The sequence below is a fragment of the Flavobacterium plurextorum genome (genome assembly GCF_002217395.1).
Taxonomy (GTDB): Bacteria; Bacteroidota; Bacteroidia; order Flavobacteriales; family Flavobacteriaceae; genus Flavobacterium; species Flavobacterium plurextorum.
The window spans coordinates 105,941-132,583 of the sequence record NZ_MUHD01000002.1; the positions used below are offsets into that span (position 1 = coordinate 105,941).

A 26,643-nucleotide genomic window follows, 5' to 3' on the forward strand; every position below is an offset into this window, starting at 1 on the left:
TTTCTTAAAAAAAATAAGAATTAAGGAAGTTTAAACCTTACAAATCAAAATCTTTCTTGATTTCTTTGATTGCATCTTTAACTTGTACTTTTATACTTTTAAAAGTCTCTATAATATCTTTTTTCTTCCCCTCGGCTTTTGTCCAAGCTTCTACTTGCAGAATCTCTTCAAAAGCAACATTTAACCCCATTAAATCTAATGTAGGCTTTATTTTATGAGCATAAGAATAGGCATATTTGTGATCCTTTTTCTTAATTCCTTCTTTAATCTGTTTTAAATCTTCAGGGACTTCTGTAACAAATAAATTAAGAATTTCGTTTACAAATTCAGGATCGTTATCTGAAAGCGCGTACACTTTCGAAAGGTTATACTTTAAGGCCATTATTTTACTTGTATTCTAAATAATTTTTTATCTTCTAAAAAGCCTTCTAAAATATCATTAGGCTTAACCGATGCAACACCCGCAGGCGTCCCAGTAAAAATAATATCTCCAATTTTTAAGGTGAAAAATTGTGATACGTACGAAATCAGTTCATCAATTTTCCAAAGCATAAAGCTTGTATTTCCTTTTTGAACGGTTTCATTATTATTCTTGAGTTCAAACGTAAGATTTTCTAACGAAACAAAATCACTTTTAGGCAAAAAATCACCAATTACCGCAGACCCGTCAAAAGCTTTTGCTTTTTCCCAAGGCAATCCTTTTGCTTTTAATTTATCTTGTAAATCTCTGGCTGTAAAATCAATACCTACACTAATCTCTTCGTAATATTTGTTCGCAAACTTTGGCTCAATATATTTTCCAACTTTATTAATCTTCACAATTACTTCTAATTCGTGATGAACTTCTTCAGAAAATTCTGGAATTACAAACGGATGCTGTTTCAATAAAACTGCCGAGTCTGGTTTCATAAAAACCACAGGCTCATCTGGTCGTTCATTTTTTAACTCCTCAATATGATTGGTATAATTTCTACCGATACAAATAATCTTCATCTTTTAAAGGTGCTGAGATCCTGAAGCACTAAGACACTAAGAAGTTCGACTCTTAGAATCTTGGCGTCTTAGAACCTTATTTCGTATTTAGTTTTCTTAATTTAATTGCTGTTAAAACTTTTTTGGTATACAAAGGAAAGTCTGCATTTTGAATCCAGCTGAAGTAACCTGGCTCTGATTCCAGCACTTTCTCTACTTTTGCTCCTTTATGTTTTCCGAAAGTAAAAATCTCTTCATTGTCTTTATCAAAAGCAATCATTCCCGCAAAGTCTGCTATTTTTTTTCGGGTTGTAAATTCAGACAATGATTTCATATCATTCTCTAATTCTGGATAACGATCTAATTGTGCTTTTAAAATTTCGTAAGTTGCCATTGTATCTGCTTCTGCAGAATGGGCATTTTCAAGACTTTTTCCACAATAAAACTTCAAAGCCGCGCTTAATGTACGCTCTTCCATTTTATGAAAAATAGTCTGAACATCTACCGAAACTTTATTTTTCATATCAAAATCAACTCCTGCACGAAGCAATTCTTCCGCTAATAATGGAATATCAAAACGATCTGAATTAAAACCTCCCAAATCACTGTCTTTAATCATATTGTAAACCTGCGGTGCTAACTCTGTAAAAGTTGGCTCATTTGCCACTTTCTCATCAGTTATACCATGCACAGCAGTTGTTTGCGGCGGAATTGGAATAGTAGGATTAACTAACCAAGTTTTACTTTCTTTATTTCCGTTTGGAAAAACTTTGAATATCGAAATTTCTACAATTCGATCTTTACCAATATCAATTCCAGTAGTTTCTAGATCAAAAAAACAAATTGGTTTGTTAAGCTTTAATTCCATTTTTAAATTTTATAAGTTTACAAATGTAATTTTTAAAGCGGAATTTCCTTTGCAAATTTTTATTTTTTTCCCCTAAATAAGTCCCTTTTTTACATTTTAACATCAAAATTTAGCAGCGAACAATTTCTTCTTAATCATATCTTCTTATTTTCCTACAAACAAAAAACCCGGAAAAACTAATTTCCGGGTTTGTATCTAAATATCGATCGATTAAAAATCGCGATCTACATCAAAAGCTTCTAAATACTCTGCTACTCTTTTTACAAAACTTCCTCCCAAAGCTCCATCAACAACTCTATGATCGTAAGAGTGAGACAAGAACATTTTTTGGCGGATTCCGATAAAATCACCTTCTGGTGTTTCGATAACTGCAGGTACTTTACGAATCGCTCCAAGAGCTAAAATACCAACTTGAGGCTGATTGATAATTGGCGTTCCAAAAACACTTCCAAATGTTCCAACATTCGTTACTGTATAAGTTCCACCTTGTGTATCGTCTGGTTTTAATTTTCCTGCTTTTGCACGGTTTCCTAAATCGTTGACAGCTTTTGCCATTCCAACAAGGTTTAACTGATCTGCATTTTTAATTACAGGCACAATTAGATTTCCGTTTGGCAATGCGGCTGCCATTCCTAAATTAATATTTTTCTTTTTGATGATATAATCTCCATCAACAGAAATATTCATTCCTGGGAAATCTTTTAATGCTTTCGCAACTGCTTCCATCATAATTGGCGTAAAAGTAAGCTTCTCTCCTTCTCTTTTTTCAAAAGCAGTTTTAACTCTTTCTCTCCATTTTACGATGTTTGTAACGTCAACTTCAATAAACGACTGTACGTGTGCGGAAGTTTGAACTGAAGCAACCATATATCCTGAAATCAGTTTACGCATTCTGTCCATCTCGATGATTTCATCACCTCCATTAACAGAAACTGGAACTGCCTGCTGACTTTTTTGAACTATTGGCTCTGCAGCTTTTGGTGCAGCTGCAGTTTGCGGAGCAGCAACGCCTGATTTTCTATTTTCTATAAACTTTAGAATATCTTCTTTTGTTACACGTCCATCTTTTCCCGAACCTGCAATATTGTTCAACTCAGCGACAGAAACACCTTCTTCTTTTGCAATATTTTTTACTAAAGGAGAAAAGAATTTATCTGATCCTGAAAAATCTTGCGGTACAGAAACTGCTTCTTTAACCGTTTCTATTGTTTTTTCAATTTCTACTGCTTCTACAGGAACTACAGTTTCTTCAACAGCTTGCGCAGCTGGAGCATCACCTTCTGTTTCAATAATAGCAATGGTTTGTCCTACTTGAACTAAATCGTCTTTACCAAACAATAGTTCAATTAAAACTCCTGACACTTCGCTTGGCACTTCGCTGTCAACCTTATCAGTTGCAATCTCTAGTACAGCTTCATCAGCTTCAATTCTGTCTCCAACTTCTTTCAACCAGTTTGTAATGGTTGCTTCAGCGACACTTTCTCCCATTTTTGGAAGTTTTAATTCAAATCTTGCCATATTGTTATCCTCAAGGGTGATTTTGATTATCAGATTGCGAAATTACTGAATATTTTAAACATAAATTACATTTAATATAATTTTTTACTCAATTTCCACAATTTGACCCATGTCATTTCGCGAATCGCTTCCAATTATAAAATTTGTATTTTTAGGGAAAATCTTAAAAGTAATGTTCTTATCTTTAAGAGTTTCTATGATTTTGATACATTTTTTGAATGAAACATACTGATTATCCAAAATAATCTCAACTCTTTTACCCTTAAAAATCAGGGACGAATTTACCATTTTTTCTTTTTTTAAATCGAAAAACTGCACTTTATTTTTTAAAATAGAAGGTAATTTTTCAGACAAAATTTGATTTGAGGAGCAAAAAATAAAACTTTTCGGCGATGGTTTTACTTTTATTTTCCCTTGAAACATTTTGAAAAATGAAAAAGCAAAACTTCCTATTTGAATAAAAAATGTAAAAAACCAAGATTTCTTAAAGTGCTTTTGATAAAAATAATTCATCGCTTCTTGAAAACGCTTCAAATATTTTTCATCCTTTACTGTACTTTCTCCTTTATAATGCAAAACAGTGGTTTCATGAAAATAATAATTTGATTTTTGAATCAAAAGTGCACGATAAGACAAGTCAATATCATCTGCATACATAAAGCAATTTTCATCGAAACCCTTAAGTTCAAGGTAAAGATCTCGTTTCATAAACATAAAAGCACCCACCAAAATCTCAACTTTTCCGCTTTGATCTTTATTTAAATGCTGCGCATAATAACGGTTAAATATGCTTGTTTTTGGAAATACTTTATACAAACCAAAAATCTTTGTAAAAGCAACCCAAGGAGTTGGAATACCACGTTTACTTTCTGGCAGAAAACTTCCCGTGCCATCAATTAATTTACAGCCTATTATTCCTAAATCTTTTTTTTCTTCGGCGAAAGCCAAAATTTTAGTAAATGTGTCTTCTGCAACAACTGTATCTGGATTTAAAATACAAATGTATTTTCCAGCTGCATATTGAACTCCAATATTATTGCCTTTTGGAAAACCAAAATTGCGATTGTTCTGAATTAATCTAACGTTAGGAAATTTATTTTTCATCATCAAACAACTATCGTCAGATGAATTATTATCTACTACAATAATTTCGGCATCAAGTGTTAAAAGTGCTTCTTGAACACTCAAGACGCATTGTTCGAGAAAGTAACGCACATTATAATTAAGTATAACAACCGATAATTGCATGAAATTTTAAGTAATTTGATTTTTGGGGAAGTTAGAAATTTTCGGTCAAACCTAATCGCAGCGACCAATCGTTTTTACTAACTCCAAAATCCAGCACCAAATTACTATTATTCTGTTTATTCCATTTGATACGTAATCCTGTTCCAACAGCCGGATTCCATTTACTAAACTGATAGGTGTCTAGTTTTGAAACTGAGGAAATATTGGTAAAAAATACGGCGCCCCAAAAACCATTTTTTGAAATATCAGTTCGATATTCGGTTTCAAAATAAATAAGCGCATTACTTCTAAATCTATTTCTAGTAAAACCGCGACCCGTTTTCCCATCTCGATCCCAGCCAATACTTGGCAGATCAAGATAATGCGGTTTCCCTCCAAAAGTCGACCAATAAAAAGCTCTGTACGCCAGAACTCGATGTTTGTGTTTGTTAAACGAATGATATTTTCTGGCATCAAAATAAATAGAATTCCATTTTTTACCATCAACTCCACTTGTATTCATTCTGTAATCTGCCTCAACATACAAGCCTTGTTCCGGATTTACATTGTTTTCTCTGGAGTCATACAAACCTTGAACCGCAAATCCTAACGAAGTTTCATCTGTAAAATCGCCGTTCATATATTTAGAATAATCCGTTTCTTCATCTATATAGGAATCCTCAGAAATATTTTGATAATTATCAAACAACACACCTAATCCCATTCTGAAATTACCAATAACTTTTCGGGTTACAAACTGATAAAACCTCCACTGCTGATAATCTAAGGTCGACATTTTATCTTCGGTATTATGCCCGCCCAAACCATAAGTATCTTGCGGATAAATCATATAACGATAATCTCCAATAAAATTCCACTTATTATCTGCCGTATAAATATAAGACTGCACTGGAAAGACGTACTGTTTGGTGAAACTAAAATAAGGAGAAAAGGTAATTTGAGACATTCGTGTTGTTTTGCTGTCTCCTAAATAAAATGTGGTTAAAAATGACACTACTAATCCGGCACTTTTATTAGCATCTATAGGAACTGGAAGCAAAGAAAAAGCTACTTTTTTTTCTGATTTTATTCGAATAGAATCGTTTTTATGAAAAAGCTTATACAATACATCTAAAATGTCTTTCTGATTATTCGAAATGGAATCATTTTGCGCGTAACAAAATGACATCCCAAAAAAGAAAAATAAAACAAGTACTGATTTTGCTTTTTTCATTTCGTAAAGTTTTCGGAAACAACCTCTTACAAATTTAAAATTTTATTTAGAATAGGTAACTCTTTCAAAATAATAAAAAAGAAAATTATATTTTTGATGGTGAAACATCTTCATTTATGAAAAACAAACCGTCGATTATCCTGAACTATTTTCTTTTTTCTTTAATCTTACTGTTATCATACAGTTTTTCACCATTAACCGTTTTTTCGAGCTCAAACTTAGATCTTGTAAAAACTTCGACATGGTTTATTGCAGGTCCAACAAAAGAAACGCAGGAAACTATTAATAAAATCAGAAAAGAAAAGGGCATAATCAGAGTTACGGCAAAAGAAAATCCGACGGGTGAAATTGAACTGAATGTGATGATTTCAGAATCTAATTCGAATGATGGCGCTCCCACAAATTTATCCAAAAACTCAAAATACGTTAGTATTACCTATAGGTCAAATGAATTGATAAAACTGCAAGCTCGTGAAGGAAATGAAGATGGCATTGGATGTGTACATGGCGGCTCACACCCAAGAGTCGATCTTCCGATATCGGCTAAAGATTTTACAACAATAAAAATTCCGTGGACAGAATTCAAGCAAGATGGTCTTGCAAACGGAAAGGTTTTAAACATTCATAACCTTTGTAAATTCAATTTTGTAAACTACAATCCAACATCAAACGCAGTTTTAGAAATAAAATCTGTTCGTATTCATTAACCGTTTATTACAAATAGAATCTCTTGTTTGACTTACTATAAATGAAGCTGAATTTTATACTTATTACATACTTTCATAACAAAAAGCATAATTGTCGAAAATACAAGTGACCAAATTATTCCTGGAACTCCTACTCTAAAATAACCCGGAATAATATGAAATCCCAAAGCTTTGCAGAAATAGTAAATTACTCCGGGAAGAATGTAAATCAATAAAGGATTTGCTGCGGCCGGCATAAAAAACGAACTCCATTTTGTTTGTTTCTTAACTTCCATTAACCAATACAAAAAGTAAAACAGGACGGTACAAATTCCAGCAGAAAACATAGTCCAAGACGGAGTTCCTTTTATTTTTGAAATTCCAAAATAAGGGCGTAAAAAGTACCCAATTGCAAAAAACAAAATAGCAAAACCAATTACGGGCCAGTTTATTTTTTGCTGCGTTTTCCTGTCAAAAAACAATAACGAGATTATTACTCCTGCGCTCACTAAAGCAGCGTGCGTTAAATGTCCGGCAATAAATTTAAACCAAGGCAAATTTGAAAGTGGAACATCGGCACTTAGATTTATTGAATTTGCAATTACACAAATAAACAAAAATGCGATCATTGCCCATAATCGTCCTGAAACAAGCCAATAATAAATTACCGAAAATAGATACGCCCAGCCAATTAACCCTAGAATTCCCCACCATTTAGGTGTTATTCCAATTTCTCCAGTATCTTGTACATACAAAAAGTAAAGAATAACCAGAACGAGCATTCCGCCGTAATGAAGACTGTATTTTAACCAAACTGGAAAATCTTTAGGATATTTATTCCAAATAGGAATTGGCATTGCGTAGGCCAAAAGTGCCCAAAGCACTGGAGAAATAATCATTTTTGAAGCATCAAAACCATATTCGGCATTAACCATAAAAACGCCAATAATGATTAAAGCCAAAGCTCTTTTTAAAGTGTGAATCCAAATTACTTTAGGACTATCTCCTTTTAGCAATCTTGCATTGAAAGCAAATGGAATTGACATGCCGACAATAAACAAAAAGGCAGGAAAAACTACATCAACAAAAGTCATCGCATCGGCATCTGCAGGCATATGTCTAAGCCATTGCGGAACTTCTTTTATACTAGCCAATTCATTTACAAATATCATTACAAAAATGGTAATTCCGCGCAATGCATCTATCGATATAATCCTTTGATTGTATAAATTTTCTTTAATTTTCATAAAGCACTTTGTTTTTGGTACTAACAAATTTAAAATAATAGACGAAATCTCGTTTTATTTCTAAAAAATATTTCAAAAAGAATCTACCTCGAAATAAAATCTAGAATTAACTGTAAAATCAAAATGCAACAAAAAAACCTTTTTTATGTTAATCTCTTAATAGTGTACTTTTGTTTTTTGTTAATGTCTATTTGTAGATGAAAAAAGTAATTTTCTTTTTCTTTATAGTTTTCACCTCAGCTTATTCTCAGGTTTCTGGCTGTACAGATCCTCTTTCGAAAAATTACAATCCAAAAGCGACTCAAAATGACGGAAGCTGTCTTTATAAAAGCATAAAAGTAAAACCTGAATATTCAATTAAATTAAGCGACTCTGTTAAAGAAACTTCAGGACTAATTGCATTCGACAATTTATTATGGACACACAATGACGATCATGACAAAACGATCTACGGATTGGATTCTATTGGAAAAATTAGACGAAAAATTATTCTTGAGCACACTGTGAATAATGATTGGGAAGAAATATCACAAGACAGCACACATATTTATATTGGCGATTTTGGAAATAATGCAAAGGGAAATCGAACGGATTTAAAGATTCTAAAAATAAACAAAACAGCATTTTTGAATGAAAATCCAAGTGTTGAAATAATTTCATTTAAGTACTCTGATCAAACTGATTTTTCTGCAAAGAAGCCAAACACAACCAATTTTGACTGCGAAGCTTTTATAGTTTCTAAAGACAGCATTTATCTGTTTACTAAACAATGGAAATCTTCACAAACAAATATTTACGTTTTACCCAATCGCACAGGAAATCATATTGCACAATTTAAAAGCACAATTAACACAAAAGGTTTAGTTACAGGTGCCGTTTTTCTTGAAAACAAAAAAACAATTGTGTTATGCGGTTACTCAAAAACAGGAAAGTCTTTTCTGCATTTATTATATGATTTTAAAAATGGAGATTTTTTATCAGGAAATAAACGTCGAATAAGTCTAAAACTCCCTTTTCATCAAATTGAAGGAATTGCGACAAAAGACGGACTTCATTATTTTATTACAAATGAATCTTTGATTCGCAAACCAATCTTAAACAATCCTCAGCAAATGCATTATTTAAATTTGAGTTCAGTATTAAGCCAATATTTTAATCAGCCGTAATTACTTTATCTTTTGCTCCCATTATAAGTAACCATAAACAAGTTCCTATTTCTCCCAGACTTGCAGGAAGTCTTACATAAGACGACATTCCTAGTTCTGAATAGTTAGGGAATAGTGCATTTCCGAAAAAATTAATCAAATAGCCAACGCATCCAAGCATCAATAAAACACCTAAAAATCTAGGAATTATTGCAGATTTAAAAACTAAGTATCCAAAAGGAAATAACCAAAGTCCCCAAAAAATTTGAACAATTAAATTTCCGAAATCATATTGATTTAAATAAAACATAATCTCTTCTTTTTGCTGTTGACCTGAACTTATAATAGAGAGAACTGCAAATTTATTCAGCATATTAACAAAAGAAATCGGCACGCTTACAATGGCTAAAACGACCATATATAAGGCATACGTTTTATTGAAAGATTTAAGCAATTTGTATAAAACCAACGGCAGAAACAAAAAGAAAGTATAACAAATCAGACCGCTCACAATTCCGAGTCGAAATAGAAATTCAGCATTAACGATATTTGTTAAAGTGGCTGGCGGATTATCCCAAACTATTAATTTTGAAGGAACGTATCCTAAACTAAAAATTCCAGTTATTACAACTACAAAATACAATAAGCCAGCAATTCTGCCAGTATTTCTAAACGTTATTTTTGATTCTTCAGTCATCTTTTATGTTTTAAAATTAAACTTGTCTTGGCCATTTAACTGCATTATAAACAATTATCGAAGTGAGAATACTTTCTACTAATGCCAGAAAAACATAAAAACTCCACCAAGGCGCTATTGAAGTAAAAGCAATCAACAGCATTATTGCCGTATAAAAAATTCCAAAAACAATATTGAGCCATCTATTTATTCTTGGTTTTAAAACAATCGATGCAAAAATCATTAAAGCCGGAACAGTCATTAAAACTGCCGCAAAAAATAATTTTAAAGGAGAATCAAGTAGTGTTTCTCCACTTATAAAATCCTCAACTTTTTTTGGAACATAAAGCGAAAAGTAATCTCCATAGATATAACAAAACATCACAGAAGTCCACAATGCCGAAAGTTTGATTTTTGTATTTACTTTAAAATCTTCAAAATCGCTGACACTTTTCTCTTTATCACTCATAATTAAGAATTTAAGTTTTAAGTATGACGAATATCATCACAAATTGTTACAATCTTTTTATAATTCATTTTAGCAGCACGCTTTTATTCTATTTTACATTAAATCAGGAAAAACAGGTTTAAAATTGCTCGTTTTTTTTCTCTAATTCAAAAAGCTATCTTTGCGCCGTCTTATTAGAATTTTTAATTAATAAAAACTGAGTTTTCAGTTAGAAATCTTCATGAATTACTTATCTGTAGAAAATATATCGAAGTCATTTGGCGAAAGAGTCCTTTTTGACAATATCTCTTTTGGAATCAACAAAGACCAAAAAATTGCTTTTATTGCCAAAAATGGTTCTGGAAAAACAACTATCATGAGCATCATAAATGGTTTAGACGAACCAGATACGGGACAAGTTGTTTTGAGAAAAGGAATTAGAATGGCTTTTCTGTCGCAAGACAATAATCTTCAGGATGAACTTACGATTGAGGAAAGTATTTTCGCTTCAGACAATGAAACGCTTAAAATAATCGAAGCTTATGAAAAAGCTTTAGAAAACCCAAATGACGAAGAAGCCTATCAAAAAGCTTTTGACGGAATGGATCAGCATAATGCTTGGGATTTTGAAACACAATACAAACAAATTTTATTCAAGTTAAAACTCGAAGATTTTAAACTTAAAGTAAAAAACCTTTCTGGTGGACAAAAAAAACGTCTTTCATTGGCTATTATCTTAATTAATCGTCCAGATTTATTGATTTTAGATGAGCCAACCAACCATTTAGATCTTGAAATGATCGAATGGCTTGAAAGCTATTTTGCCAAAGAAAATATTACTTTGTTTATGGTAACGCACGACCGTTTCTTTTTGGAACGTGTCTGCAATGAAATAATCGAATTAGACAACGGTAAATTATATCAATATAAAGGAAATTACTCTTATTATTTAGAGAAAAAAGAAGAGCGAATTACGTCTGAAAATTCTAGTATTGACAAAGCAAAAAATCTTTTTGTAAAAGAATTAGAATGGATGCGCCGCCAGCCAAAAGCGAGAACAACTAAATCTAAATCGCGTCAGGACGACTTTTATGTAATTAAAGAAAAAGCGCAAAGCCGACGTAAAGAAAACAAAGTCGAGCTTGAAATTAATATGGAAAGAATGGGAAGCAAAATTATCGAGCTTCACAAACTTTCTAAAAAGTTCAAAGACCGCGTTATTCTTGACAATTTTAGCTTTGATTTTCAGCGTGGCGAAAGAATTGGAATTATTGGTAAAAACGGAACAGGAAAATCTACCTTTTTAAATTTACTAACTGGAACAATTCCGCCAGACAGCGGTAGAGTTGTAAAAGGCGATACTATTAAAATTGGTTATTATACACAGTCTGGAATTAATCCAAAACCTGGACAACGTGTAATTGATATTATAAAGGAGTACGGAGAATATATTCCGCTTGCAAAAGGAAAAATCATTTCGGCTTCACAATTGTTAGAACGCTTTCTTTTTGATGCTAAAAAACAATACGATTATGTCGAAAAATTAAGCGGTGGAGAATTAAAACGTTTGTATTTATGTACGGTTTTAATTCAAAATCCAAACTTTTTGATTCTCGATGAGCCAACAAACGATTTAGATATTGTAACGTTGAACGTTCTTGAAAGTTTCCTTCTAGATTATCCAGGATGCTTGCTGGTTGTTTCGCACGACCGTTATTTTATGGATAAAATTGTTGATCACTTATTTGTTTTTAGAGGAAATGGCGAAATCGAAAATTTCCCAGGAAACTATTCTGATTTCCGCGCTTATGAAGACAGTGCCGATGTTGCTCAAAAAGAAGAAAACAAAGCTGAAAAGAAAGACTGGAAACAAAACAATCCAACTGGAAATTTGAGCTTCAACGAGCAAAAAGAATATCAAAAAATCGAAAGAGAAATTAAAGATTTAGAAATCGAAAAAACTAAAATCGAGCAATTATTCTCTGACGGAAAAGTTGCTGACGCCGATATTGAGAAAAAAGCAAACGAATTGCAAAATATCATAAACAAAATAGATAAAAAAGAAGAGCGTTGGTTTGAGCTTTCTGCTAAACTTGAAAGTTAATATTTTAGTTATAAATTTCCGTTTTCAAAAAAAATGAATTTTCCGACCAAAATATAGAGTAAAAACAAATTTTATATATTTACGACTTTTAAAACAAATACCACATGAAAAAATTACTAATTGCTTTTTCGATTCTTACTTTTTTTATTTCTTGCACAAGTGATTCAGGATTAGAAAGAATTCCTGAAAAAATAGATTATAGTGTTGAAAACGAAAAAGAAATCACAGATTATCTAGTTAAAAACAATTTAACGGCGAAAAAAACAACGACTGGTTTACATTACATTATTACAGAAGAAGGAACGGGTAAACAACCTATTTCGCAATCATCTGTTACGGTAACATACAAAGGTTCTCTTACCAATGGAAAAGTTTTTGACCAAAATGCCACAGGCGCAACTTTCCCATTAAACAAGTTAATTTTAGGATGGCAGCAAGGATTACCATTTTTTAAAGAAGGAGGAAGTGGTCGTTTGTTTGTTCCAGCACATTTAGGATATGGCAGTACTGCTGTTTCTGGGATTCCTGGAGGTTCTGTTTTAATTTTTGAAATTAAACTTATTACAGTAAATTAATTCGTCTAAAAAACGAAACATTATAAGAATGCTTTCCCAAATACGATCTTATCTAAAATTTCTTTGGAATTCTAAAAACGAACATGGTGTTCACTCGCCTTTCGTTTTTAGTCTTCTAACAAAATGTTTCTATGATAAGAAACCTAAACCAGAATATAAAATTCTAAAAAATTACAGAAAGTCACTTCTTGAAAACAAAAATTTCATTGAAGTAACTGATTTTGGTGCAGGTTCAAAAGTCTTTAAATCTAATAAAAGACAGATTTGTAAAATTGCATCAACGGCAGGAATTTCTCCAAAACGTGCCGAACTATTGTTTAGAGTAACTAATTATTTCAAACCAAATAACATTCTTGAAATAGGAACTTCACTGGGCTTAGCAACTTCTGCCCTAGCTCTTGGATCCCAAAGTCTCGGAACAAAAGCAAAAGTTACTACTATTGAAGGATGTGCACAAACTGGAAATATTGCAAAAAATCAATTAGAAAAATTTGAATGCAAAAACGTTGAAAACATAATTTCAGAATTTGAATCTTTTTTAATTTCTGAAAATCTATCCCAAAACTTCGGAACTAAAATTTACGATCTAATTTACTTTGACGGTAATCATTCTAAAAAAGCAACTTTAGCTTATTTTGAACTTTTACTGCCGACAATCGACAACGATTCGGTTTGGATTTTTGATGACATTCATTGGTCTCAAGAAATGGAAGAAGCTTGGGAAATCATAAAAAATCATCCAAAAGTAAAAGTTACTATCGATACCTTTCAATGGGGATTTGTATTTTTTAGATACGAACAGGAAAAAGAGCATTTTGTAATTAGAGCATAAAAAAAAAAGACGATCAAAAATGATCGTCTTTTTCATTTCAATAAAAACTTAAACTTTATTTTTTAGCAGCAGCAGTTTCTTCAGACTTCGCTCCTATTCTGTTTACTGTATACATTGGTGCAAATTTAAGTTTCAAACCAGCGATTTTTCTGTTATCTTCAGCAGTAAGGCCTTCTTTTTCAACTGTATTTTTACGGCTGTCAAGTGCCTCATACATAAGTTTAACTTCATCCCAGTCTTCTCTTGAATACTTATCTTTATTATTCTCAACCGTATGAACAAATTGCTGGTAAACACTATGGATATTTTTAGCATTTACCCAATCAAAATTCATATCATCACCAATTTTGCCTTCGCCAAATAAGGCATTACGCAATTGTTGTTTTGGGCTCGGACTTGGGGTAAAAAGGACAGTCATCTTATTTCTAAACTCTTCATACTTTACTTTACTCGTATTTATTTTCTCCGTTGCCGCAGTATTATCTTTAATATCTGCCAAAGCCATTTGAGCTTCTTCGGCTCTTTTATCATATTCAGTTTCTACACCTTTCCAATTTTCTTTCAAATCATCAGCAGTTACATTTTTAACTGAATCGACGTAAGCCACATAAGAATCAATCGTTTTTTGAGCCTTTTCTTGTTTCTCATCTTTACACGACGTAAAAATCAACGCAATAAATGCAATTCCTGAAACTAATTGTATATTTTTCATAATTCTGATTATTTAAGATTACATAACAAATATAGTTATAACCTTAAGTGTTTTATTACATAATTATCACTTTTACAGCAATATAAACAATATAATTCAATAAAACTTAAAAAACATGATAATTACACAATAATAATTCAAAATGATATAACAGCATTTTCAATTCTAATTTTATATTATGCAAACAAGCACAAAAACTTAAATCAATATAAAAAACTACAATTTGTAACATAATTCAATTTAAAACTACTTATCGTTTATTGAAAAGTGTTTTGTACTTTTAAATCCAAAAATTGTAAAACGAAATGGCAAATCCATTAATTAAAATAACCGACATAAAACGAAATTTTGTTCTAGGTAATGAAATTGTATATGTTTTAAAAGGAATTAATTTAGAAATCAACAAAGGAGAATATGTTGCATTAATGGGGCCTTCGGGATCTGGAAAATCAACTTTAATGAATTTATTAGGTTGTTTAGATACGCCAACTTCTGGGCGATACATTTTAAACGGAAAAGATGTCAGCCAGATGAAAGATGATGAATTGGCAGGAATTAGAAACAAAGAAATTGGTTTTGTTTTTCAAACCTTTAATCTTTTACCAAGAACAACGGCGTTAGACAATGTTGCATTACCAATGATTTATGCCGGACATTCAAAATCAGAACGAAATGCAAGAGCAGTCGAAGTATTAACGCAGGTTAATCTGGCAGATAGAATGGATCACCAGCCAAATCAGCTTTCTGGAGGTCAGCGTCAGCGTGTTGCTATTGCTCGAGCTTTGGTTAACAAACCTTCTATTATTTTGGCCGATGAGCCAACAGGAAACTTAGACAGTAAAACTTCGGTAGAAATTATGAAGCTTTTTGGCGATATTCATGCACAAGGAAATACAGTAATTCTGGTAACTCACGAAGAAGATATTGCAGCTTATGCACATCGAGTTATTCGTTTAAGAGACGGATTAATTGAAAGTGATACGACGAAATAATTTTATAATTCAAATAGTTTAACCGTTTGTTTGGTTAATTGTTTAACTGCAAAAGGAAAAACTCAGCATCTTAGAATCTCAGCATCTTTAAAAAAAATGAAAGTATATACAAAAACAGGCGACAAAGGAACTACGGCTCTTTTTGGAGGCACGCGAGTTCCTAAAGATCATATCAGGATTGACAGTTACGGAACTGTTGATGAATTAAATTCTTACATTGGATTAATTCGCGATCAAGAAATGGATTCTCATTATAAAACTATTCTAATAGAAATTCAAGATCGATTATTTACTGTTGGAGCAATATTAGCAACTCCACAAGAAAAAGAGGTTTTAAAAAACGGCGAGCTTCGTTTGAAAAACTTAGGCATTATTGATTCTGATATTGAATTACTTGAAAACGAAATTGACAAAATGGAGGAAAGTTTACCGCCAATGACTCATTTTGTTTTACCGGGCGGTCATCCCACCGTGTCACATTGTCATATAGCACGCTGCATTTGCCGCCGAGCAGAACGTTTGGCAGTGCATTTAAGCCATAATGAACACGTTCCTGAAGTAGCAATCAAGTACTTAAACCGACTTTCTGACTACCTTTTTGTCTTGGCACGAAAGTTGTCCTCAGACTTAAAAGCGGAGGAAGTGAAATGGATACCTCGCAAGTAAAATTTTAGATTTTAGAGCTCCCTTTTTAGATTTTTTTCAATGTATCAATCTAAAATCAACAATCTAAAATCTGCAATTTAGAAGACGTTCTTAAATTTTATTAAAATAAATCAAAATTTACTTGTCTTTTTCAGTAAAAAATTTATTTTTGCACAAACTAAACAGATAACAGATGTATTGGACATTAGAATTAGCATCTTATTTAAGTGATGCGCCATGGCCTGCTAACAAAGACGAACTTATTGACTACGCTATTAGAGCTGGTGCTCCATTAGAAGTAGTTGAAAACCTTCAATCAATCGAAGACGAAGGCGAGATATATGAATCAATGGAAGAAATTTGGCCTGATTATCCAACAGACGAAGATTATCTTTGGAATGAGGATGAATATTAAAAAATAAACCAAAGGAAAAAGTCTCATCACCGAGGCTTTTTTTTTGGTTCAAATACACAACATATAATAAAGAAATACTAATAAATTATGAGTTTCATAAACAGCATCATCAAGGTCTTTGTAGGTGATAAATCTCAAAAAGATGTCAAAGCTTTACAACCTTATTTAAACAAAATTAAAACATTCGAAACCAGCTTAATGGCTTTATCTCACGATGACCTAAGAGCTAGAACTGTATATTTTAAAGATAGAATTAAAGAAGCCAGAGCAGATAAAGATGCTAAAATTGCTTCGCTTAAAGCTGAAGTTGAAAACATCGAAGACATCGACAAAAGAGAAGATCTTTATGATGCAATAGACAGTCTTGAAAAAGAAGCTTATGAAATTTCTGAAAAAACTTTATTAGAAATTCTTCCAGAAGCATTTTCTGTAGTTAAGGAAACAGCACGTCGTTTTAAAGACAACTCATTTATTGAAGTTACTGCTACTCCAAAAGACAGAGAATTTTCGGCTTCAAAAACTTATGTTACTATTGAAGGTGACAAAGCTACTTGGGCTAACAAATGGAATGCTGCAGGTAAAGAAATTACTTGGGACATGATTCATTATGATGTTCAGTTAATTGGAGGAATGGTTCTGCACGAAGGTAAAGTTGCCGAAATGCAAACTGGTGAAGGTAAAACTTTGGTAGCTACACTTCCTTTATACTTAAACGCTTTGACAGGAAACGGAGTTCACTTAGTAACAGTGAATGACTACTTAGCAAAACGTGACAGCACATGGAAAGCGCCTTTATTCGAATTTCACGGCTTAACTGTTGATTGTATCGATAATCACCAGCCAAGTACTGAGCAAAGAAAAAAAGCATACGATGCCGATATCACTTACGGAACTAATAATGAATTTGGTTTTGACTACTTAAGAGATAACATGGCGCATTCGCCTAGCGACTTAGTTCAAAGAAAACACAATTATGCTATTGTCGACGAGGTCGATTCTGTATTAATTGATGATGCAAGAACACCGCTTATTATTTCAGGACCAGTTCCTCAGGGAGATCGTCATGAATTTAACGAGTTGAAACCAAAAATCGAAAATCTAGTTGCACAACAACGTCAATTAGCAAATGGTTTCTTGGCAGAAGCTAAAAAATTAATCAAAGAAGGAAATACTAAAGAAGGCGGATTCTTATTATTAAGAGCTTACAGAAGTTTACCTAAAAATAAAGCATTAATTAAATTTTTGAGTGAAGAAGGAATCAAACAATTACTTCAAAAAACTGAAAACCAATATATGCAAGATAACAATCGCGAAATGCATAAAGTGGATGAAGCTTTATACTTTGTGATTGAAGAAAAAAATAATCAGGTAGAATTGACAGATAACGGTATTAAATATCTTTCTGGAGATACTGATGCAGATTTCTTCGTTTTACCAGACATTGGTACAGAAATCGCTGCTATCGAAAAACAAAAATTAGATAAAGACGCTGAAGCTGAAGCTAAAGAAAGATTATTTCAAGATTTTGGAGTAAAAAGCGAGCGTATCCATACTCTTACACAACTTTTAAAAGCATATGCTTTATTCGAAAAAGATGTAGAATATGTGATCATGGACAACAAAATTATGATTGTCGATGAGCAAACAGGTCGTATTATGGATGGTCGTCGTTATTCTGATGGATTACACCAAGCGATTGAAGCTAAAGAAAATGTAAAAATTGAAGCTGCAACTCAAACTTTTGCAACCGTTACATTACAGAATTATTTCAGAATGTACAGCAAATTGGGTGGTATGACAGGTACAGCGGTAACAGAAGCTGGAGAGTTATGGCAGATTTACAAATTGGATGTTGTTGAAATTCCAACCAACCGTCCAATTGCTAGAATTGACAAAGAAGATTATATCTACAAAACAACAAGAGAGAAATTCAACGCTGTTATCGAAGACGTTACTGAATTATCAAACGCTGGAAGACCAGTTTTGATTGGAACAACTTCTGTAGAGATCTCTGAATTATTAAGCCGAATGTTGAAAATGAGAGGCGTTACACACAACGTTTTGAATGCTAAAATGCACAAGCAAGAAGCACAAATCGTTGAAGAAGCTGGTAAAGCCGGCGTTGTAACCATTGCGACAAACATGGCTGGTCGTGGTACCGATATTAAATTATCTCCAGAAGTAAAAGCTGCAGGAGGTTTAGCAATCGTTGGTACAGAGCGTCATGATTCTCGTCGTGTAGACAGACAGTTACGTGGTCGTGCTGGTCGTCAAGGAGATCCAGGAAGTTCTCAATTTTATGTTTCTCTAGAAGATAACTTAATGCGTTTATTTGGTTCTGAAAGAGTCGCTAAAGTTATGGACAGAATGGGACTTCAAGAAGGTGAAGTTATTCAACATTCGATGATGACTAAATCTATTGAGCGCGCTCAGAAAAAAGTAGAAGAAAACAACTTTGGTGTTCGTAAACGTTTATTAGAATATGATGACGTAATGAACTCACAACGTGAAGTAGTTTACAAACGTCGTCGTCACGCATTGTTTGGTGAGCGTTTAAAACTGGATATTGCAAATATGCTTTACGATACGTGCGAACTAATTGTAAGCAATAATAAAGTAACAAACGATTTCAAAAATTTCGATTTTGATTTAATCCGTTACTTCGGAATTACTTCTCCAATCTCAGAAGCTGATTTTACAAAATTATCAGATATTGAAATTACAGGAAAAGTATACAAAGAAGCACTTGCTTTCTATACTGAAAAAACAGAAAGAAGCGCAAGAGAAGCTTTCCCAATTATTAAAGGAGTTTACGAAGAACCAAACAACCATTTTGAAAGAATCGTAGTTCCATTTACTGACGGAATCAAAACGCTTAATGTTGTTACAGACTTAAAGAAAGCATACGATAGCCAAGGAGCTCAGTTAATTGCTGATTTCGAGAAAAACATCACACTTTCGATTGTTGATGAAGCTTGGAAAAAACACTTACGTAAAATGGACGAATTGAAACAATCTGTTCAATTGGCCGTTCACGAACAAAAAGATCCATTGCTTATCTACAAATTAGAAGCTTTCAACTTGTTTAGAGGAATGTTGGACAACGTTAACAAAGAAGTTATTTCATTCTTATTTAAAGGAGATTTACCTGCGCAAAACGTTCCTGAAATTCACGAAGCAAGCGAAGTGCGTCAAAAAGAAAATTTACAATTAAGTAAAGACGAAATTGTAAACAGCGAAGAAATTAATCGCGAAGCTGGAGAAACACAACAACGTCAGGTTACAGAAACCATTGTTAGAGAGATGCCAAAAATCAATCGTAATGACAATGTAACGATTCAAGAAGTTGCAACTGGTAAAACAGAAACAATGAAATATAAAAAAGCAGAAACTCTTTTAGCTTCAGGAGCTTGGGTTATTGTTAAAGAATAATTTTTATTTCAAATTACATATTAAACCCGACAAGTTTTTTAAAACTTGTCGGGTTTATCATTTAAAAGAATCTTCGGTTGTTTGCAGAATCAGGTTCAAAAGTTAGGGATTAGACAATCTGAATAAGAAAAAAAGATCAAGAACAATTAATTTAATCTTATTTCGGATATGGCCCGCTGTTTCAACCGTGGGAGTGTTTGGGATAATCGTTGTGTGCATTGTAACATAAATTTTGATATGCGTTATTCCCCAGTGGCTGAAACCACTGGCTATGTTTCCTAATAAGACCTGCTAATAAATTATGGACAAAAATCTAAAATGCTCTTAATCTAAAATGTTCTTATATCACTTATATGGTTTTAAAAGAAAAGGGCAGCTCTTGAATATTTTTTTTTGAAAAAATTTAAAATAAGTTCTTTCCAAAACGAATTAAATGTATTTTTGCATTCGAAACAACGAAATCAAGCCTTGAAGAATATCTTCATCATATTACTTTCCGGTATACTTTTACTGCCATCTTTTGGCAATTTCTTTGTTTATACTAATTTCAAACTAAATCAGGAAGAAATTGTAAAAACCATTTGTGTACAGCGTAAACAAGTTTTCAATACCTGTAACGGTCGATGCGAGCTTCAAAAAAGCTTGAAAAAATACGCCGATAACGAGAAAAAAATGGAAAACAATCTTAAAGAAAAATCAGAGATTGTTTATATTCAAAATACAATTACAGCACCTTACAACTTAATTGTGCCTATTACAACTAAAACACAAAACTTTTCTGTTTTAGACAAAAAACCTGTTTCTGTTTCGAACACTTCATTTCGTCCGCCATCCTATTTTATATAATTTTTAAATCTACTTTCAATTTTACAATTGAAATCATTTTTATTGCCCAAAAGCAATGAAACGTGCTTACGCACATCTCAAATTTAAATTATATAAAACTCATAAAATGAAAAATACTTTATACAGAGCTTTAGCTATTGTAACACTATCTATATCTTTATTTTCTTGTTCAAGCGACGATAACAACGAAACGATTACTGGAAACGGAAAAATCACTTTAAAATTTGACAATGCATTTGGAGCAAATGATCTAATTTTAAACACACAAGGAAACACAACTTCTAACAATGAAGTATTAAAAATCAGTCTTGTAAAATATATTGTCAGCAATGTTGTTTTTACAAAAGCTGACGGAACCACTTTTACATACCCAAAAAGCAAAAGCTACTTTATTGCAGATGAATCTACTGCTACCGGACAACAATTTCAACTTGCTGATATTCCTGCTGGAGACTATACAAAAGTAAAATTCGGAATTGGAGTTGATGAAGAACAATGGAAATTAGGCGCTGCTGGACAAGGTGATTTCTTAGCAAAAGCTGATGCTGCAGGAATGATGTGGTCTTGGGCTGCTGGATATAAGTTTTTAGCTCTTGAAGGCACATTTACTTCACCAACAGTTACAACTGCCACTCCATTTATGATTCACACCGGAAAAACGGGAACAGATTATAACTATACTGAAGTGACTCTGGATCTTCCAACAAAAGCTTTAGTTCGTACGAACATTACTCCTGCCGTACACATTATCACAGATCTTTCGAAAATTATCGACGGGAAAAACAAAATCAAACTTTCTGACAACAACATGGGCGGAATGGGCGCGATGATTATGGGCGGTGCTAATTTGCCATTAATTACTCAAAACATCTCTGCAATGTTTCGAGTAGATCACGTACATAACGACTAAACTTATTTTCAGGAGCACAAAAGTTAGGGTTTAACAGACCACTCGTCCCGCCATCCGTTAAATCTTTCACGGCATCCCGATCCCGAAGCTTCGGGCCGGGACCGCCGTAAAAGGATATCACTTCTGTCAGGGCTAAAAAACATCTTTTGTGCTTCTTAAAACCCAAAAATTATGTTGAAAACAAAATATTTTCTTTATCTGATCATTCCATTACTATGGAGCTGTTCAGATCAAGATGACGAATATATAAATGTGCCGCTAGAATTTAAAGTTCCATCAAACTTTCCAGATCTTGCTTATAATATTGCTTTAAATCCACCAACAGAAAAAGGATTTGAACTAGGAAAAAAATTATTTTATGATGGTCGTTTAGCGTCTGACGGAGTAGTTTCCTGCGGTTTTTGTCACATACAAGCAAATGCCTTTACGCATCACGGACATACTGTAAGTCATGGTGTAGACAATGCTCAGGGAACACGAAACACACCTTCAATTCAAAATCTAGGTTTCCAAACTACTTTTATGTATGATGGTGCAGCTGATCATTTAGATTTACAGCCGTTGATTCCGCTTAAAAGTGTGATCGAAATGAATGGTGATTTGAATGCGATTCTAAAAATGATGAAAGCCGATAAAGAATATCAAAAACTATTTGGGCAGGCTTTTGATGATGGTGCCATTACAACCGAAAATATGTTGAAAGCCCTTTCGCAATTTATGGTTATGGTGGTTTCATCAAATTCAAAATTTGACAAATACAGACGAAATGAATCTGGCGGAACTTTGACTTCTAATGAATTGGCAGGTTACGACTTATTCAAATCAAAATGTGCTTCATGTCATGCAACAGATTTACAGACTGACAATTCATTCCGAAACAATGGCTTAGCTGTAAATCCTGCCGTTAATGATGTTGGACGTTATAGAGTAACAGAACTGACAAATGATTATTACAAATTTAAAGTACCGAGTTTACGAAATGTAGAAGTTTCTGCTCCTTATATGCATGATGGACGATTTGGAACTCTTGAAGGCGTTTTGGATCATTATGCGAGCGGAATTGAAGATTCTCCAACTTTAGATCCAATTTTAAAACAAAACGGAAAATTTGGAATTGCACTTTCTGCAACTGAAAAAACACAAATAATAGCTTTTCTGAAAACGTTAACTGACAATCAATATTTAACAGATAAACGTTTATCAGAATATTAAAAAATATTTCCATAAAATCAGGTGCCCTAGCCCCGATTGCAGTGGAAAGCCTTTTTGAAAAAAGATAAAATTTTTCTTGAGTTTATGAAGCGACCAACGGAAGCTTTATAAACTTTTAGAAAAATGAGATTTTGATAAAAGTTTGAAACGAAAAGCGGGATAAGCTCCTAAAAACAATAAAAATGAAAAAATTAATAATAGTTTGCACTTTCTTGGTTGGATTTTCAGCCTTTAGTTCTACTGTAAAAGACAGTATTTCGACATTCACCTTTCAGCGTTTGGCACTTATGGAAGATTTTGACTGTGATGCCTGCGGTTGTTCTGCAAGCGGAGGAAGTATGGGTTTTAGCTCAATGTTGAATAACAATTTTGTTGGACTTCGATATTTTAAACAAAGCTATACAAGCCGTGACGGTATTTTTGCCAATTCGCCTTGGATAGACGAAAATTTCAATACTGTTCAAGCCTGGGCAAGGATTCCGATTTCAGAGAAAATTCAGATTTCCGCTTTAATTCCCTATCATTTTCACGAACGAGCATTAACTGCCGGAACGCAAAGTATTGAAGGTTTAGGCGACATGACTGTTATGGGACTTTACACCGTTTATGAAACTCAAAAAGACAGTACGGTTTTTACTCATAAACTAAATCTTGGTGGTGGAGTTAAGATTCCGACTGGACAATTTAAAGAGATTAATAATTTAGGAACTATAAATCAGAGTTTTCAATTAGGAACAGGAAGCTGGGATTTTCCTTTGGTTTCAGAATATGTTATCAAACATAAAAATCTAGGCCTGAACACTACTTTAAATTATATTTTTAAAACTGAAAACAGTAAAAATTACCAATACGGCGACCAGTTTAATTATGCTGGTACTTTTTTCTATTTGTTTGATGCAAATAAATTTCAAATTGTTCCACAAGCAGGACTTGCAGGCGAAGTTTACCAAACTAATAAACAACACGGACTTGATTTACCAAATACGGCAGGAGATATTTTGTTTGGAAAATTTGGCATTGAAGCCGGAAAAGATAAATTTTCGATTGGCGTAAATGCCATGTTACCGATTAATCAAAATTTATCGAATGGTAATATGGAGGCGAATTATCGCTGGAGTATTAATTTGAATTATACTTTGTAAAAAGGCTCAAAGCTGCAAAGACACAAAGTCGCAAAGGTTTTTAGCTACGAATTACACAAATTTTTATAACATTTTAATTAGTGAAAATTCGCGTAATTCGTGGCAAACTTTTATCTTGGATTCTCTTCGTAATAACGTGCCTCAATTCTCTTAATATCTTTGATAGAGTTTTTTGCCCATGAAAGACGTTTTTCTAAAATTTCTTCTTCAGACAATTGCCAGTTGATATCTGAATTTCTCAGTCTATTAGTTAGGTTTTGAATAATGATTGCAGCCGAAACAGAAATATTCAAACTCTCGGTAAAACCAACCATCGGGATTTTAAGGAAACCATCGGCTTTCTCTAATATTTCTTCAGATAATCCATCTCGTTCTGTTCCAAAAAATAAAGCACTTGGTTTTGCAATATCAAAATCCTCAAGCAAGCAATCATTTTCATGCGGAGTAGTTGCAATAATTTGATAACCTTGATTTTTTAAAGTCGAAATACAATTGCTGACAGAATCAAACTGATTGATATCTACCCATTTTTGAGCGCCCATCGCAATTTCCTTGTCGATTTTTTTTCCATATCGCTGTTCAATAACATTTAGTTCCTGAATTCCAAAAACTTCACAACTGCGCATTACAGCACTTGTGTTATGCATTTGAAAAACATCTTCAACAACAATAGTAAAATGTTTAGTACGATTTCCAAGTACGTTTAGAAATCTTTCTTTACGATTATCCGTTAATATATTTTCAAGAAAAGCGAGGTAATCTAAATCAACCATTATAATTTTATTTGCTGCAAAAATACATTTTAAAGAATAGTCGAATTAGTTTTATTCTATTTTTTACTAAAAATGCCGTCTAAAACTTGATAAAAAACAGCTTCGCCAAATGTTTTATTATCCTTTTCGTCAGGAAAAATAGGCTCTGGTTTTATATTACTCATCTCTTTTTTCAGTAATAACCTTGTATTTACCAAAGAGTAATATTTTCCTGCTTCTATTTTTGTTGGAGTAAATCCTGGTTTCGGATTATAAATTGAAAATGGAGCAGAAGAATTATAATACTTCTGAAATTGGACCGCTAATGGAGTTTCTTTTAAGAATGAAAATGCCATTAAATCATCATTTTCACTAAATAAATTTTTATTTTTAGAAACTGATTGTCCAAAAAAAGAAATGCTCACTAAAAAAAATCCAATTAAAAATAGTCTTTTCATCTGATAAAAATAAAGTATAAAAGTAAGAAAAAACTATTTTTATAATCAAACCAAAAGATAAATTCTATTTTGCGAAAAAATAGATCGAAAATAATTAATGATATGAAAAAGAAACTTGTGGTATTAACTGGTGCTGGAATAAGTGCCGAAAGCGGTATTAAAACCTTTCGAGACAGCGATGGTTTATGGGAAGGCCACGACGTTATGGAAGTTGCGACTCCCGAAGGCTGGCACAAAAACCAAGATTTAGTATTGGATTTTTACAACAAAAGGCGCCAACAGCTTAAGGAAGTGAATCCGAATTTAGGTCATCAGATTTTAGCTGAATTAGAAAAAGACTTTGATGTTTATATTGTTACTCAAAATGTTGATGATTTGCATGAACGCGCTGGAAGCTCAAAAGTTTTGCATTTGCATGGAGAATTATTGAAAGTAAGAAGCACAAAAAATCGCGAATTAATTCTAGACTGGACTAATGATTTACTTAGTGGTGATCTTGATAAAAACGGTCATCAGTTGAGACCGCATATTGTTTGGTTTGGTGAAGAAGTTCCTGCGCTTGAAGAAGCCATTTCGATTGTCGAAGAAGCTGATTATTTGGCCGTAATTGGAACTTCTCTGCAAGTGTATCCTGCGGCTGGATTAATTTCATATACGTACAGCATTACTCCGGTTTTCTATATAGATCCTAAACCAATTTCGATTCCTAATATTCAGAACAAAGTTGAAGTTATCGCTAAAACTGCGACTGAAGGAGTTGCAGAAATGAGAAAGAAATTATTCGAATTGGAAAAAATATCATGATTGTAGAAAATCTTTTACAGCAACTATCGCAAATAGGTTTCTGGACACAATTACTAATTTTTACACTAGAAAACGGTATTTTGTTGTTGATGGCTATTTTAATTGGAAAAGTAATCGAACCCAAAAACACTATTTTAAGTATAAAAGATCGAAAATGGGTTATTTCGAGTTTGATCTGCAATATATTAATTACTGCTTTAGGGTTTAAACTGTATCAATTGCAAATAATTCGAATTGATTTTTCGCCCTCTTTAACTTCCGCTGTAATCGATACTCTTGTACTCATTATTTTGATGGACTTTTTTATGTTTTGCTTTCATTATCTAGCACATACTCTAAAATGGTTTTATCCAATTCACAAATTGCATCATACACACATAAAGACCAATGTTTATAGTTTATTTGTGCTTCATCCAGTAGAAACTCTCGGATTTGGTTTTATATGGCTTATTCTCATTTCTATTTTTCAATTTAATTACATCAGTATAATAGTTTATCTGTTCTTAAATTTGATGTATGGAATATTTGGTCATTTAGAAAAAGATCTATTTCCTGCATTTTGGCACAAAAGCTTAATCACAAAATGGATTTCTACAACAAAATTTCACGCTGATCATCATAAAAATGAAGCTCATAATTTTGGTTTTTACTTTACCATTTGGGATAAAATTTTCAAAACTAATATTTAACACGGTACGTATAATTACTTTTAACACATAGAAACATAGGTTTTGCGGTCGAAAATTAGGCGTTTCACTTTTTTAAAACACACATAACTACCTTATGTGAAA

Annotated in this window: 27 protein-coding genes; 15 read left to right on the forward strand and 12 right to left on the reverse strand. The window is 32.8% G+C overall.

Annotated elements, in window-relative coordinates; genetic code table 11:
* Positions 1 to 37: 37 nt before the first annotated feature.
* The 6 genes from B0A81_RS00860 to B0A81_RS00885 form a co-directional block, all read right to left on the reverse strand.
* Positions 38 to 382 (reverse strand): Hpt domain-containing protein, encoded by a 345-nt coding sequence (locus B0A81_RS00860; RefSeq protein ID WP_089052930.1) that lies wholly within the window; start codon positions 380 to 382, stop codon positions 38 to 40.
* On the reverse strand, positions 382 to 993 hold the full coding sequence (locus B0A81_RS00865) for a fumarylacetoacetate hydrolase family protein (RefSeq protein WP_089056246.1): 612 nt from the start codon (positions 991 to 993) through the stop codon (positions 382 to 384). The genes B0A81_RS00860 and B0A81_RS00865 overlap by 1 nt, the downstream gene beginning before the upstream one ends.
* Before the next feature lie 76 nt (positions 994 to 1,069).
* Positions 1,070 to 1,840, reverse strand: coding sequence for a 3'-5' exonuclease (locus B0A81_RS00870; RefSeq protein ID WP_089052928.1), 771 nt, complete (start codon positions 1,838 to 1,840; stop codon positions 1,070 to 1,072).
* 210 nt (positions 1,841 to 2,050) lie between these two features.
* On the reverse strand, positions 2,051 to 3,358 hold the full coding sequence (locus B0A81_RS00875) for a dihydrolipoamide acetyltransferase family protein (RefSeq protein ID WP_089056247.1): 1,308 nt from the start codon (positions 3,356 to 3,358) through the stop codon (positions 2,051 to 2,053).
* Positions 3,359 to 3,442: 84 nt separating this feature from the next.
* Positions 3,443 to 4,606 (reverse strand): glycosyltransferase family 2 protein, encoded by a 1,164-nt coding sequence (locus B0A81_RS00880; RefSeq protein ID WP_089056248.1) that lies wholly within the window; start codon positions 4,604 to 4,606, stop codon positions 3,443 to 3,445.
* A gap of 31 nt (positions 4,607 to 4,637) precedes the next feature.
* A complete protein-coding gene (locus B0A81_RS00885; protein WP_244281194.1) occupies positions 4,638 to 5,819 on the reverse strand; it encodes a BamA/TamA family outer membrane protein in 1,182 nt (393 codons plus the stop codon).
* Positions 5,820 to 5,935: 116 nt separating this feature from the next.
* On the opposite strand from B0A81_RS00885, the gene B0A81_RS00890 reads away from it, so the two are divergent.
* Positions 5,936 to 6,526, forward strand: coding sequence for a hypothetical protein (locus B0A81_RS00890; protein WP_089056249.1), 591 nt, complete (start codon positions 5,936 to 5,938; stop codon positions 6,524 to 6,526).
* A gap of 35 nt (positions 6,527 to 6,561) precedes the next feature.
* On the opposite strand, the gene B0A81_RS00895 is transcribed toward B0A81_RS00890, so the two are convergent.
* Positions 6,562 to 7,752: a DUF5009 domain-containing protein gene (locus B0A81_RS00895; RefSeq protein WP_089056250.1), complete on the reverse strand. Its 1,191-nt coding sequence runs from the start codon at positions 7,750 to 7,752 to the stop codon at positions 6,562 to 6,564.
* A 197-nt stretch (positions 7,753 to 7,949) separates the two neighbouring features.
* Between B0A81_RS00895 and B0A81_RS00900 the strand changes: the two genes are divergently transcribed.
* Positions 7,950 to 8,918 carry a hypothetical protein gene (locus tag B0A81_RS00900; RefSeq protein WP_089056251.1) on the forward strand — a complete coding sequence of 323 codons (969 nt, stop codon included), beginning with the start codon at positions 7,950 to 7,952 and terminating at the stop codon, positions 8,916 to 8,918.
* Here B0A81_RS00900 and B0A81_RS00905 read toward each other — a convergent pair.
* The gene (locus B0A81_RS00905) at positions 8,905 to 9,594 is read right to left on the reverse strand and encodes a DUF4386 domain-containing protein (RefSeq protein WP_089056252.1); all 690 of its coding nucleotides are present in this window, start codon (positions 9,592 to 9,594) and stop codon (positions 8,905 to 8,907) included. The two genes, B0A81_RS00900 and B0A81_RS00905, sit on opposite strands and share 14 nt — an antisense overlap.
* A gap of 16 nt (positions 9,595 to 9,610) precedes the next feature.
* Positions 9,611 to 10,042 (reverse strand): DUF6326 family protein, encoded by a 432-nt coding sequence (locus B0A81_RS00910; protein WP_089056253.1) that lies wholly within the window; start codon positions 10,040 to 10,042, stop codon positions 9,611 to 9,613.
* Between the two features lie 220 nt (positions 10,043 to 10,262).
* On the opposite strand from B0A81_RS00910, the gene B0A81_RS00915 reads away from it, so the two are divergent.
* The 3 genes from B0A81_RS00915 (at position 10,263) to B0A81_RS00925 (ending at position 13,532) form a co-directional block, all read left to right on the forward strand.
* The gene (locus tag B0A81_RS00915; protein ID WP_089052922.1) at positions 10,263 to 12,125 is read left to right on the forward strand and encodes an ABC-F family ATP-binding cassette domain-containing protein; all 1,863 of its coding nucleotides are present in this window, start codon (positions 10,263 to 10,265) and stop codon (positions 12,123 to 12,125) included.
* A 104-nt stretch (positions 12,126 to 12,229) separates the two neighbouring features.
* The gene (locus B0A81_RS00920) at positions 12,230 to 12,700 is read left to right on the forward strand and encodes an FKBP-type peptidyl-prolyl cis-trans isomerase (protein WP_089056254.1); all 471 of its coding nucleotides are present in this window, start codon (positions 12,230 to 12,232) and stop codon (positions 12,698 to 12,700) included.
* Between the two features lie 28 nt (positions 12,701 to 12,728).
* Positions 12,729 to 13,532, forward strand: coding sequence for an O-methyltransferase (locus tag B0A81_RS00925; protein ID WP_089056255.1), 804 nt, complete (start codon positions 12,729 to 12,731; stop codon positions 13,530 to 13,532).
* A gap of 55 nt (positions 13,533 to 13,587) precedes the next feature.
* On the opposite strand, the gene B0A81_RS00930 is transcribed toward B0A81_RS00925, so the two are convergent.
* Positions 13,588 to 14,244 (reverse strand): DUF6565 domain-containing protein, encoded by a 657-nt coding sequence (locus tag B0A81_RS00930; protein ID WP_089056256.1) that lies wholly within the window; start codon positions 14,242 to 14,244, stop codon positions 13,588 to 13,590.
* Positions 14,245 to 14,549: 305 nt separating this feature from the next.
* On the opposite strand from B0A81_RS00930, the gene B0A81_RS00935 reads away from it, so the two are divergent.
* The 8 genes from B0A81_RS00935 to B0A81_RS00970 all read left to right on the forward strand — a co-directional run bounded on the left by B0A81_RS00935 (position 14,550) and on the right by B0A81_RS00970 (position 23,838).
* The gene (locus B0A81_RS00935) at positions 14,550 to 15,236 is read left to right on the forward strand and encodes an ABC transporter ATP-binding protein (RefSeq protein WP_089056257.1); all 687 of its coding nucleotides are present in this window, start codon (positions 14,550 to 14,552) and stop codon (positions 15,234 to 15,236) included.
* 96 nt (positions 15,237 to 15,332) lie between these two features.
* Positions 15,333 to 15,902, forward strand: coding sequence for a cob(I)yrinic acid a,c-diamide adenosyltransferase (locus B0A81_RS00940; RefSeq protein ID WP_089052917.1), 570 nt, complete (start codon positions 15,333 to 15,335; stop codon positions 15,900 to 15,902).
* Positions 15,903 to 16,074: 172 nt separating this feature from the next.
* Positions 16,075 to 16,296 carry a DUF2795 domain-containing protein gene (locus B0A81_RS00945; RefSeq protein ID WP_007138072.1) on the forward strand — a complete coding sequence of 74 codons (222 nt, stop codon included), beginning with the start codon at positions 16,075 to 16,077 and terminating at the stop codon, positions 16,294 to 16,296.
* Positions 16,297 to 16,383: 87 nt separating this feature from the next.
* Positions 16,384 to 19,728: a preprotein translocase subunit SecA gene (secA, locus tag B0A81_RS00950; RefSeq protein WP_089056258.1), complete on the forward strand. Its 3,345-nt coding sequence runs from the start codon at positions 16,384 to 16,386 to the stop codon at positions 19,726 to 19,728.
* Between the two features lie 393 nt (positions 19,729 to 20,121).
* Complete coding sequence (locus tag B0A81_RS00955; RefSeq protein ID WP_244281195.1) at positions 20,122 to 20,574, forward strand: hypothetical protein; 453 nt, start codon at positions 20,122 to 20,124, stop codon at positions 20,572 to 20,574.
* A gap of 106 nt (positions 20,575 to 20,680) precedes the next feature.
* Positions 20,681 to 21,484 (forward strand): MbnP family protein, encoded by an 804-nt coding sequence (locus tag B0A81_RS00960; protein WP_089056293.1) that lies wholly within the window; start codon positions 20,681 to 20,683, stop codon positions 21,482 to 21,484.
* A gap of 171 nt (positions 21,485 to 21,655) precedes the next feature.
* Entirely contained in the window at positions 21,656 to 22,696 is a 1,041-nt protein-coding gene (locus B0A81_RS00965; protein WP_089056259.1) for a cytochrome-c peroxidase, read from the forward strand.
* A 182-nt stretch (positions 22,697 to 22,878) separates the two neighbouring features.
* Positions 22,879 to 23,838, forward strand: coding sequence for a transporter family protein (locus B0A81_RS00970; protein ID WP_089056260.1), 960 nt, complete (start codon positions 22,879 to 22,881; stop codon positions 23,836 to 23,838).
* 110 nt (positions 23,839 to 23,948) lie between these two features.
* Here B0A81_RS00970 and B0A81_RS00975 read toward each other — a convergent pair whose 3' ends face one another.
* The gene (locus tag B0A81_RS00975) at positions 23,949 to 24,611 is read right to left on the reverse strand and encodes a TrmH family RNA methyltransferase (RefSeq protein WP_089056261.1); all 663 of its coding nucleotides are present in this window, start codon (positions 24,609 to 24,611) and stop codon (positions 23,949 to 23,951) included.
* Positions 24,612 to 24,667: 56 nt separating this feature from the next.
* Complete coding sequence (locus B0A81_RS00980; RefSeq protein ID WP_089056262.1) at positions 24,668 to 25,048, reverse strand: hypothetical protein; 381 nt, start codon at positions 25,046 to 25,048, stop codon at positions 24,668 to 24,670.
* A gap of 102 nt (positions 25,049 to 25,150) precedes the next feature.
* On the opposite strand from B0A81_RS00980, the gene B0A81_RS00985 reads away from it, so the two are divergent.
* On the forward strand, positions 25,151 to 25,852 hold the full coding sequence (locus B0A81_RS00985) for an SIR2 family NAD-dependent protein deacylase (RefSeq protein ID WP_089056263.1): 702 nt from the start codon (positions 25,151 to 25,153) through the stop codon (positions 25,850 to 25,852).
* Complete coding sequence (locus B0A81_RS00990; RefSeq protein WP_089056264.1) at positions 25,849 to 26,541, forward strand: sterol desaturase family protein; 693 nt, start codon at positions 25,849 to 25,851, stop codon at positions 26,539 to 26,541. The genes B0A81_RS00985 and B0A81_RS00990 overlap by 4 nt, the downstream gene beginning before the upstream one ends.
* Positions 26,542 to 26,643: the final 102 nt, after the last annotated feature.

What these genes read in the sequence shown, in the direction of transcription:
- B0A81_RS00860 (WP_089052930.1), bottom strand. Translation starts at nt 382, where the DNA reads ATGGCCTTAAAGTATAACCTTTCGAAAGTGTACGCGCTTTCAGATAAC.
- B0A81_RS00865 (WP_089056246.1), bottom strand. Translation starts at nt 993, where the DNA reads ATGAAGATTATTTGTATCGGTAGAAATTATACCAATCATATTGAGGAG.
- B0A81_RS00870 (WP_089052928.1), bottom strand. Translation starts at nt 1,840, where the DNA reads ATGGAATTAAAGCTTAACAAACCAATTTGTTTTTTTGATCTAGAAACT.
- B0A81_RS00875 (WP_089056247.1), bottom strand. Translation starts at nt 3,358, where the DNA reads ATGGCAAGATTTGAATTAAAACTTCCAAAAATGGGAGAAAGTGTCGCT.
- B0A81_RS00880 (WP_089056248.1), bottom strand. Translation starts at nt 4,606, where the DNA reads ATGCAATTATCGGTTGTTATACTTAATTATAATGTGCGTTACTTTCTC.
- B0A81_RS00885 (WP_244281194.1), bottom strand. Translation starts at nt 5,819, where the DNA reads ATGAAAAAAGCAAAATCAGTACTTGTTTTATTTTTCTTTTTTGGGATG.
- B0A81_RS00890 (WP_089056249.1), top strand. Translation starts at nt 5,936, where the DNA reads ATGAAAAACAAACCGTCGATTATCCTGAACTATTTTCTTTTTTCTTTA.
- B0A81_RS00895 (WP_089056250.1), bottom strand. Translation starts at nt 7,752, where the DNA reads ATGAAAATTAAAGAAAATTTATACAATCAAAGGATTATATCGATAGAT.
- B0A81_RS00900 (WP_089056251.1), top strand. Translation starts at nt 7,950, where the DNA reads ATGAAAAAAGTAATTTTCTTTTTCTTTATAGTTTTCACCTCAGCTTAT.
- B0A81_RS00905 (WP_089056252.1), bottom strand. Translation starts at nt 9,594, where the DNA reads ATGACTGAAGAATCAAAAATAACGTTTAGAAATACTGGCAGAATTGCT.
- B0A81_RS00910 (WP_089056253.1), bottom strand. Translation starts at nt 10,042, where the DNA reads ATGAGTGATAAAGAGAAAAGTGTCAGCGATTTTGAAGATTTTAAAGTA.
- B0A81_RS00915 (WP_089052922.1), top strand. Translation starts at nt 10,263, where the DNA reads ATGAATTACTTATCTGTAGAAAATATATCGAAGTCATTTGGCGAAAGA.
- B0A81_RS00920 (WP_089056254.1), top strand. Translation starts at nt 12,230, where the DNA reads ATGAAAAAATTACTAATTGCTTTTTCGATTCTTACTTTTTTTATTTCT.
- B0A81_RS00925 (WP_089056255.1), top strand. Translation starts at nt 12,729, where the DNA reads ATGCTTTCCCAAATACGATCTTATCTAAAATTTCTTTGGAATTCTAAA.
- B0A81_RS00930 (WP_089056256.1), bottom strand. Translation starts at nt 14,244, where the DNA reads ATGAAAAATATACAATTAGTTTCAGGAATTGCATTTATTGCGTTGATT.
- B0A81_RS00935 (WP_089056257.1), top strand. Translation starts at nt 14,550, where the DNA reads ATGGCAAATCCATTAATTAAAATAACCGACATAAAACGAAATTTTGTT.
- B0A81_RS00940 (WP_089052917.1), top strand. Translation starts at nt 15,333, where the DNA reads ATGAAAGTATATACAAAAACAGGCGACAAAGGAACTACGGCTCTTTTT.
- B0A81_RS00945 (WP_007138072.1), top strand. Translation starts at nt 16,075, where the DNA reads ATGTATTGGACATTAGAATTAGCATCTTATTTAAGTGATGCGCCATGG.
- secA (WP_089056258.1), top strand. Translation starts at nt 16,384, where the DNA reads ATGAGTTTCATAAACAGCATCATCAAGGTCTTTGTAGGTGATAAATCT.
- B0A81_RS00960 (WP_089056293.1), top strand. Translation starts at nt 20,681, where the DNA reads ATGAAAAATACTTTATACAGAGCTTTAGCTATTGTAACACTATCTATA.
- B0A81_RS00965 (WP_089056259.1), top strand. Translation starts at nt 21,656, where the DNA reads ATGTTGAAAACAAAATATTTTCTTTATCTGATCATTCCATTACTATGG.
- B0A81_RS00970 (WP_089056260.1), top strand. Translation starts at nt 22,879, where the DNA reads ATGAAAAAATTAATAATAGTTTGCACTTTCTTGGTTGGATTTTCAGCC.
- B0A81_RS00975 (WP_089056261.1), bottom strand. Translation starts at nt 24,611, where the DNA reads ATGGTTGATTTAGATTACCTCGCTTTTCTTGAAAATATATTAACGGAT.
- B0A81_RS00980 (WP_089056262.1), bottom strand. Translation starts at nt 25,048, where the DNA reads ATGAAAAGACTATTTTTAATTGGATTTTTTTTAGTGAGCATTTCTTTT.
- B0A81_RS00985 (WP_089056263.1), top strand. Translation starts at nt 25,151, where the DNA reads ATGAAAAAGAAACTTGTGGTATTAACTGGTGCTGGAATAAGTGCCGAA.
- B0A81_RS00990 (WP_089056264.1), top strand. Translation starts at nt 25,849, where the DNA reads ATGATTGTAGAAAATCTTTTACAGCAACTATCGCAAATAGGTTTCTGG.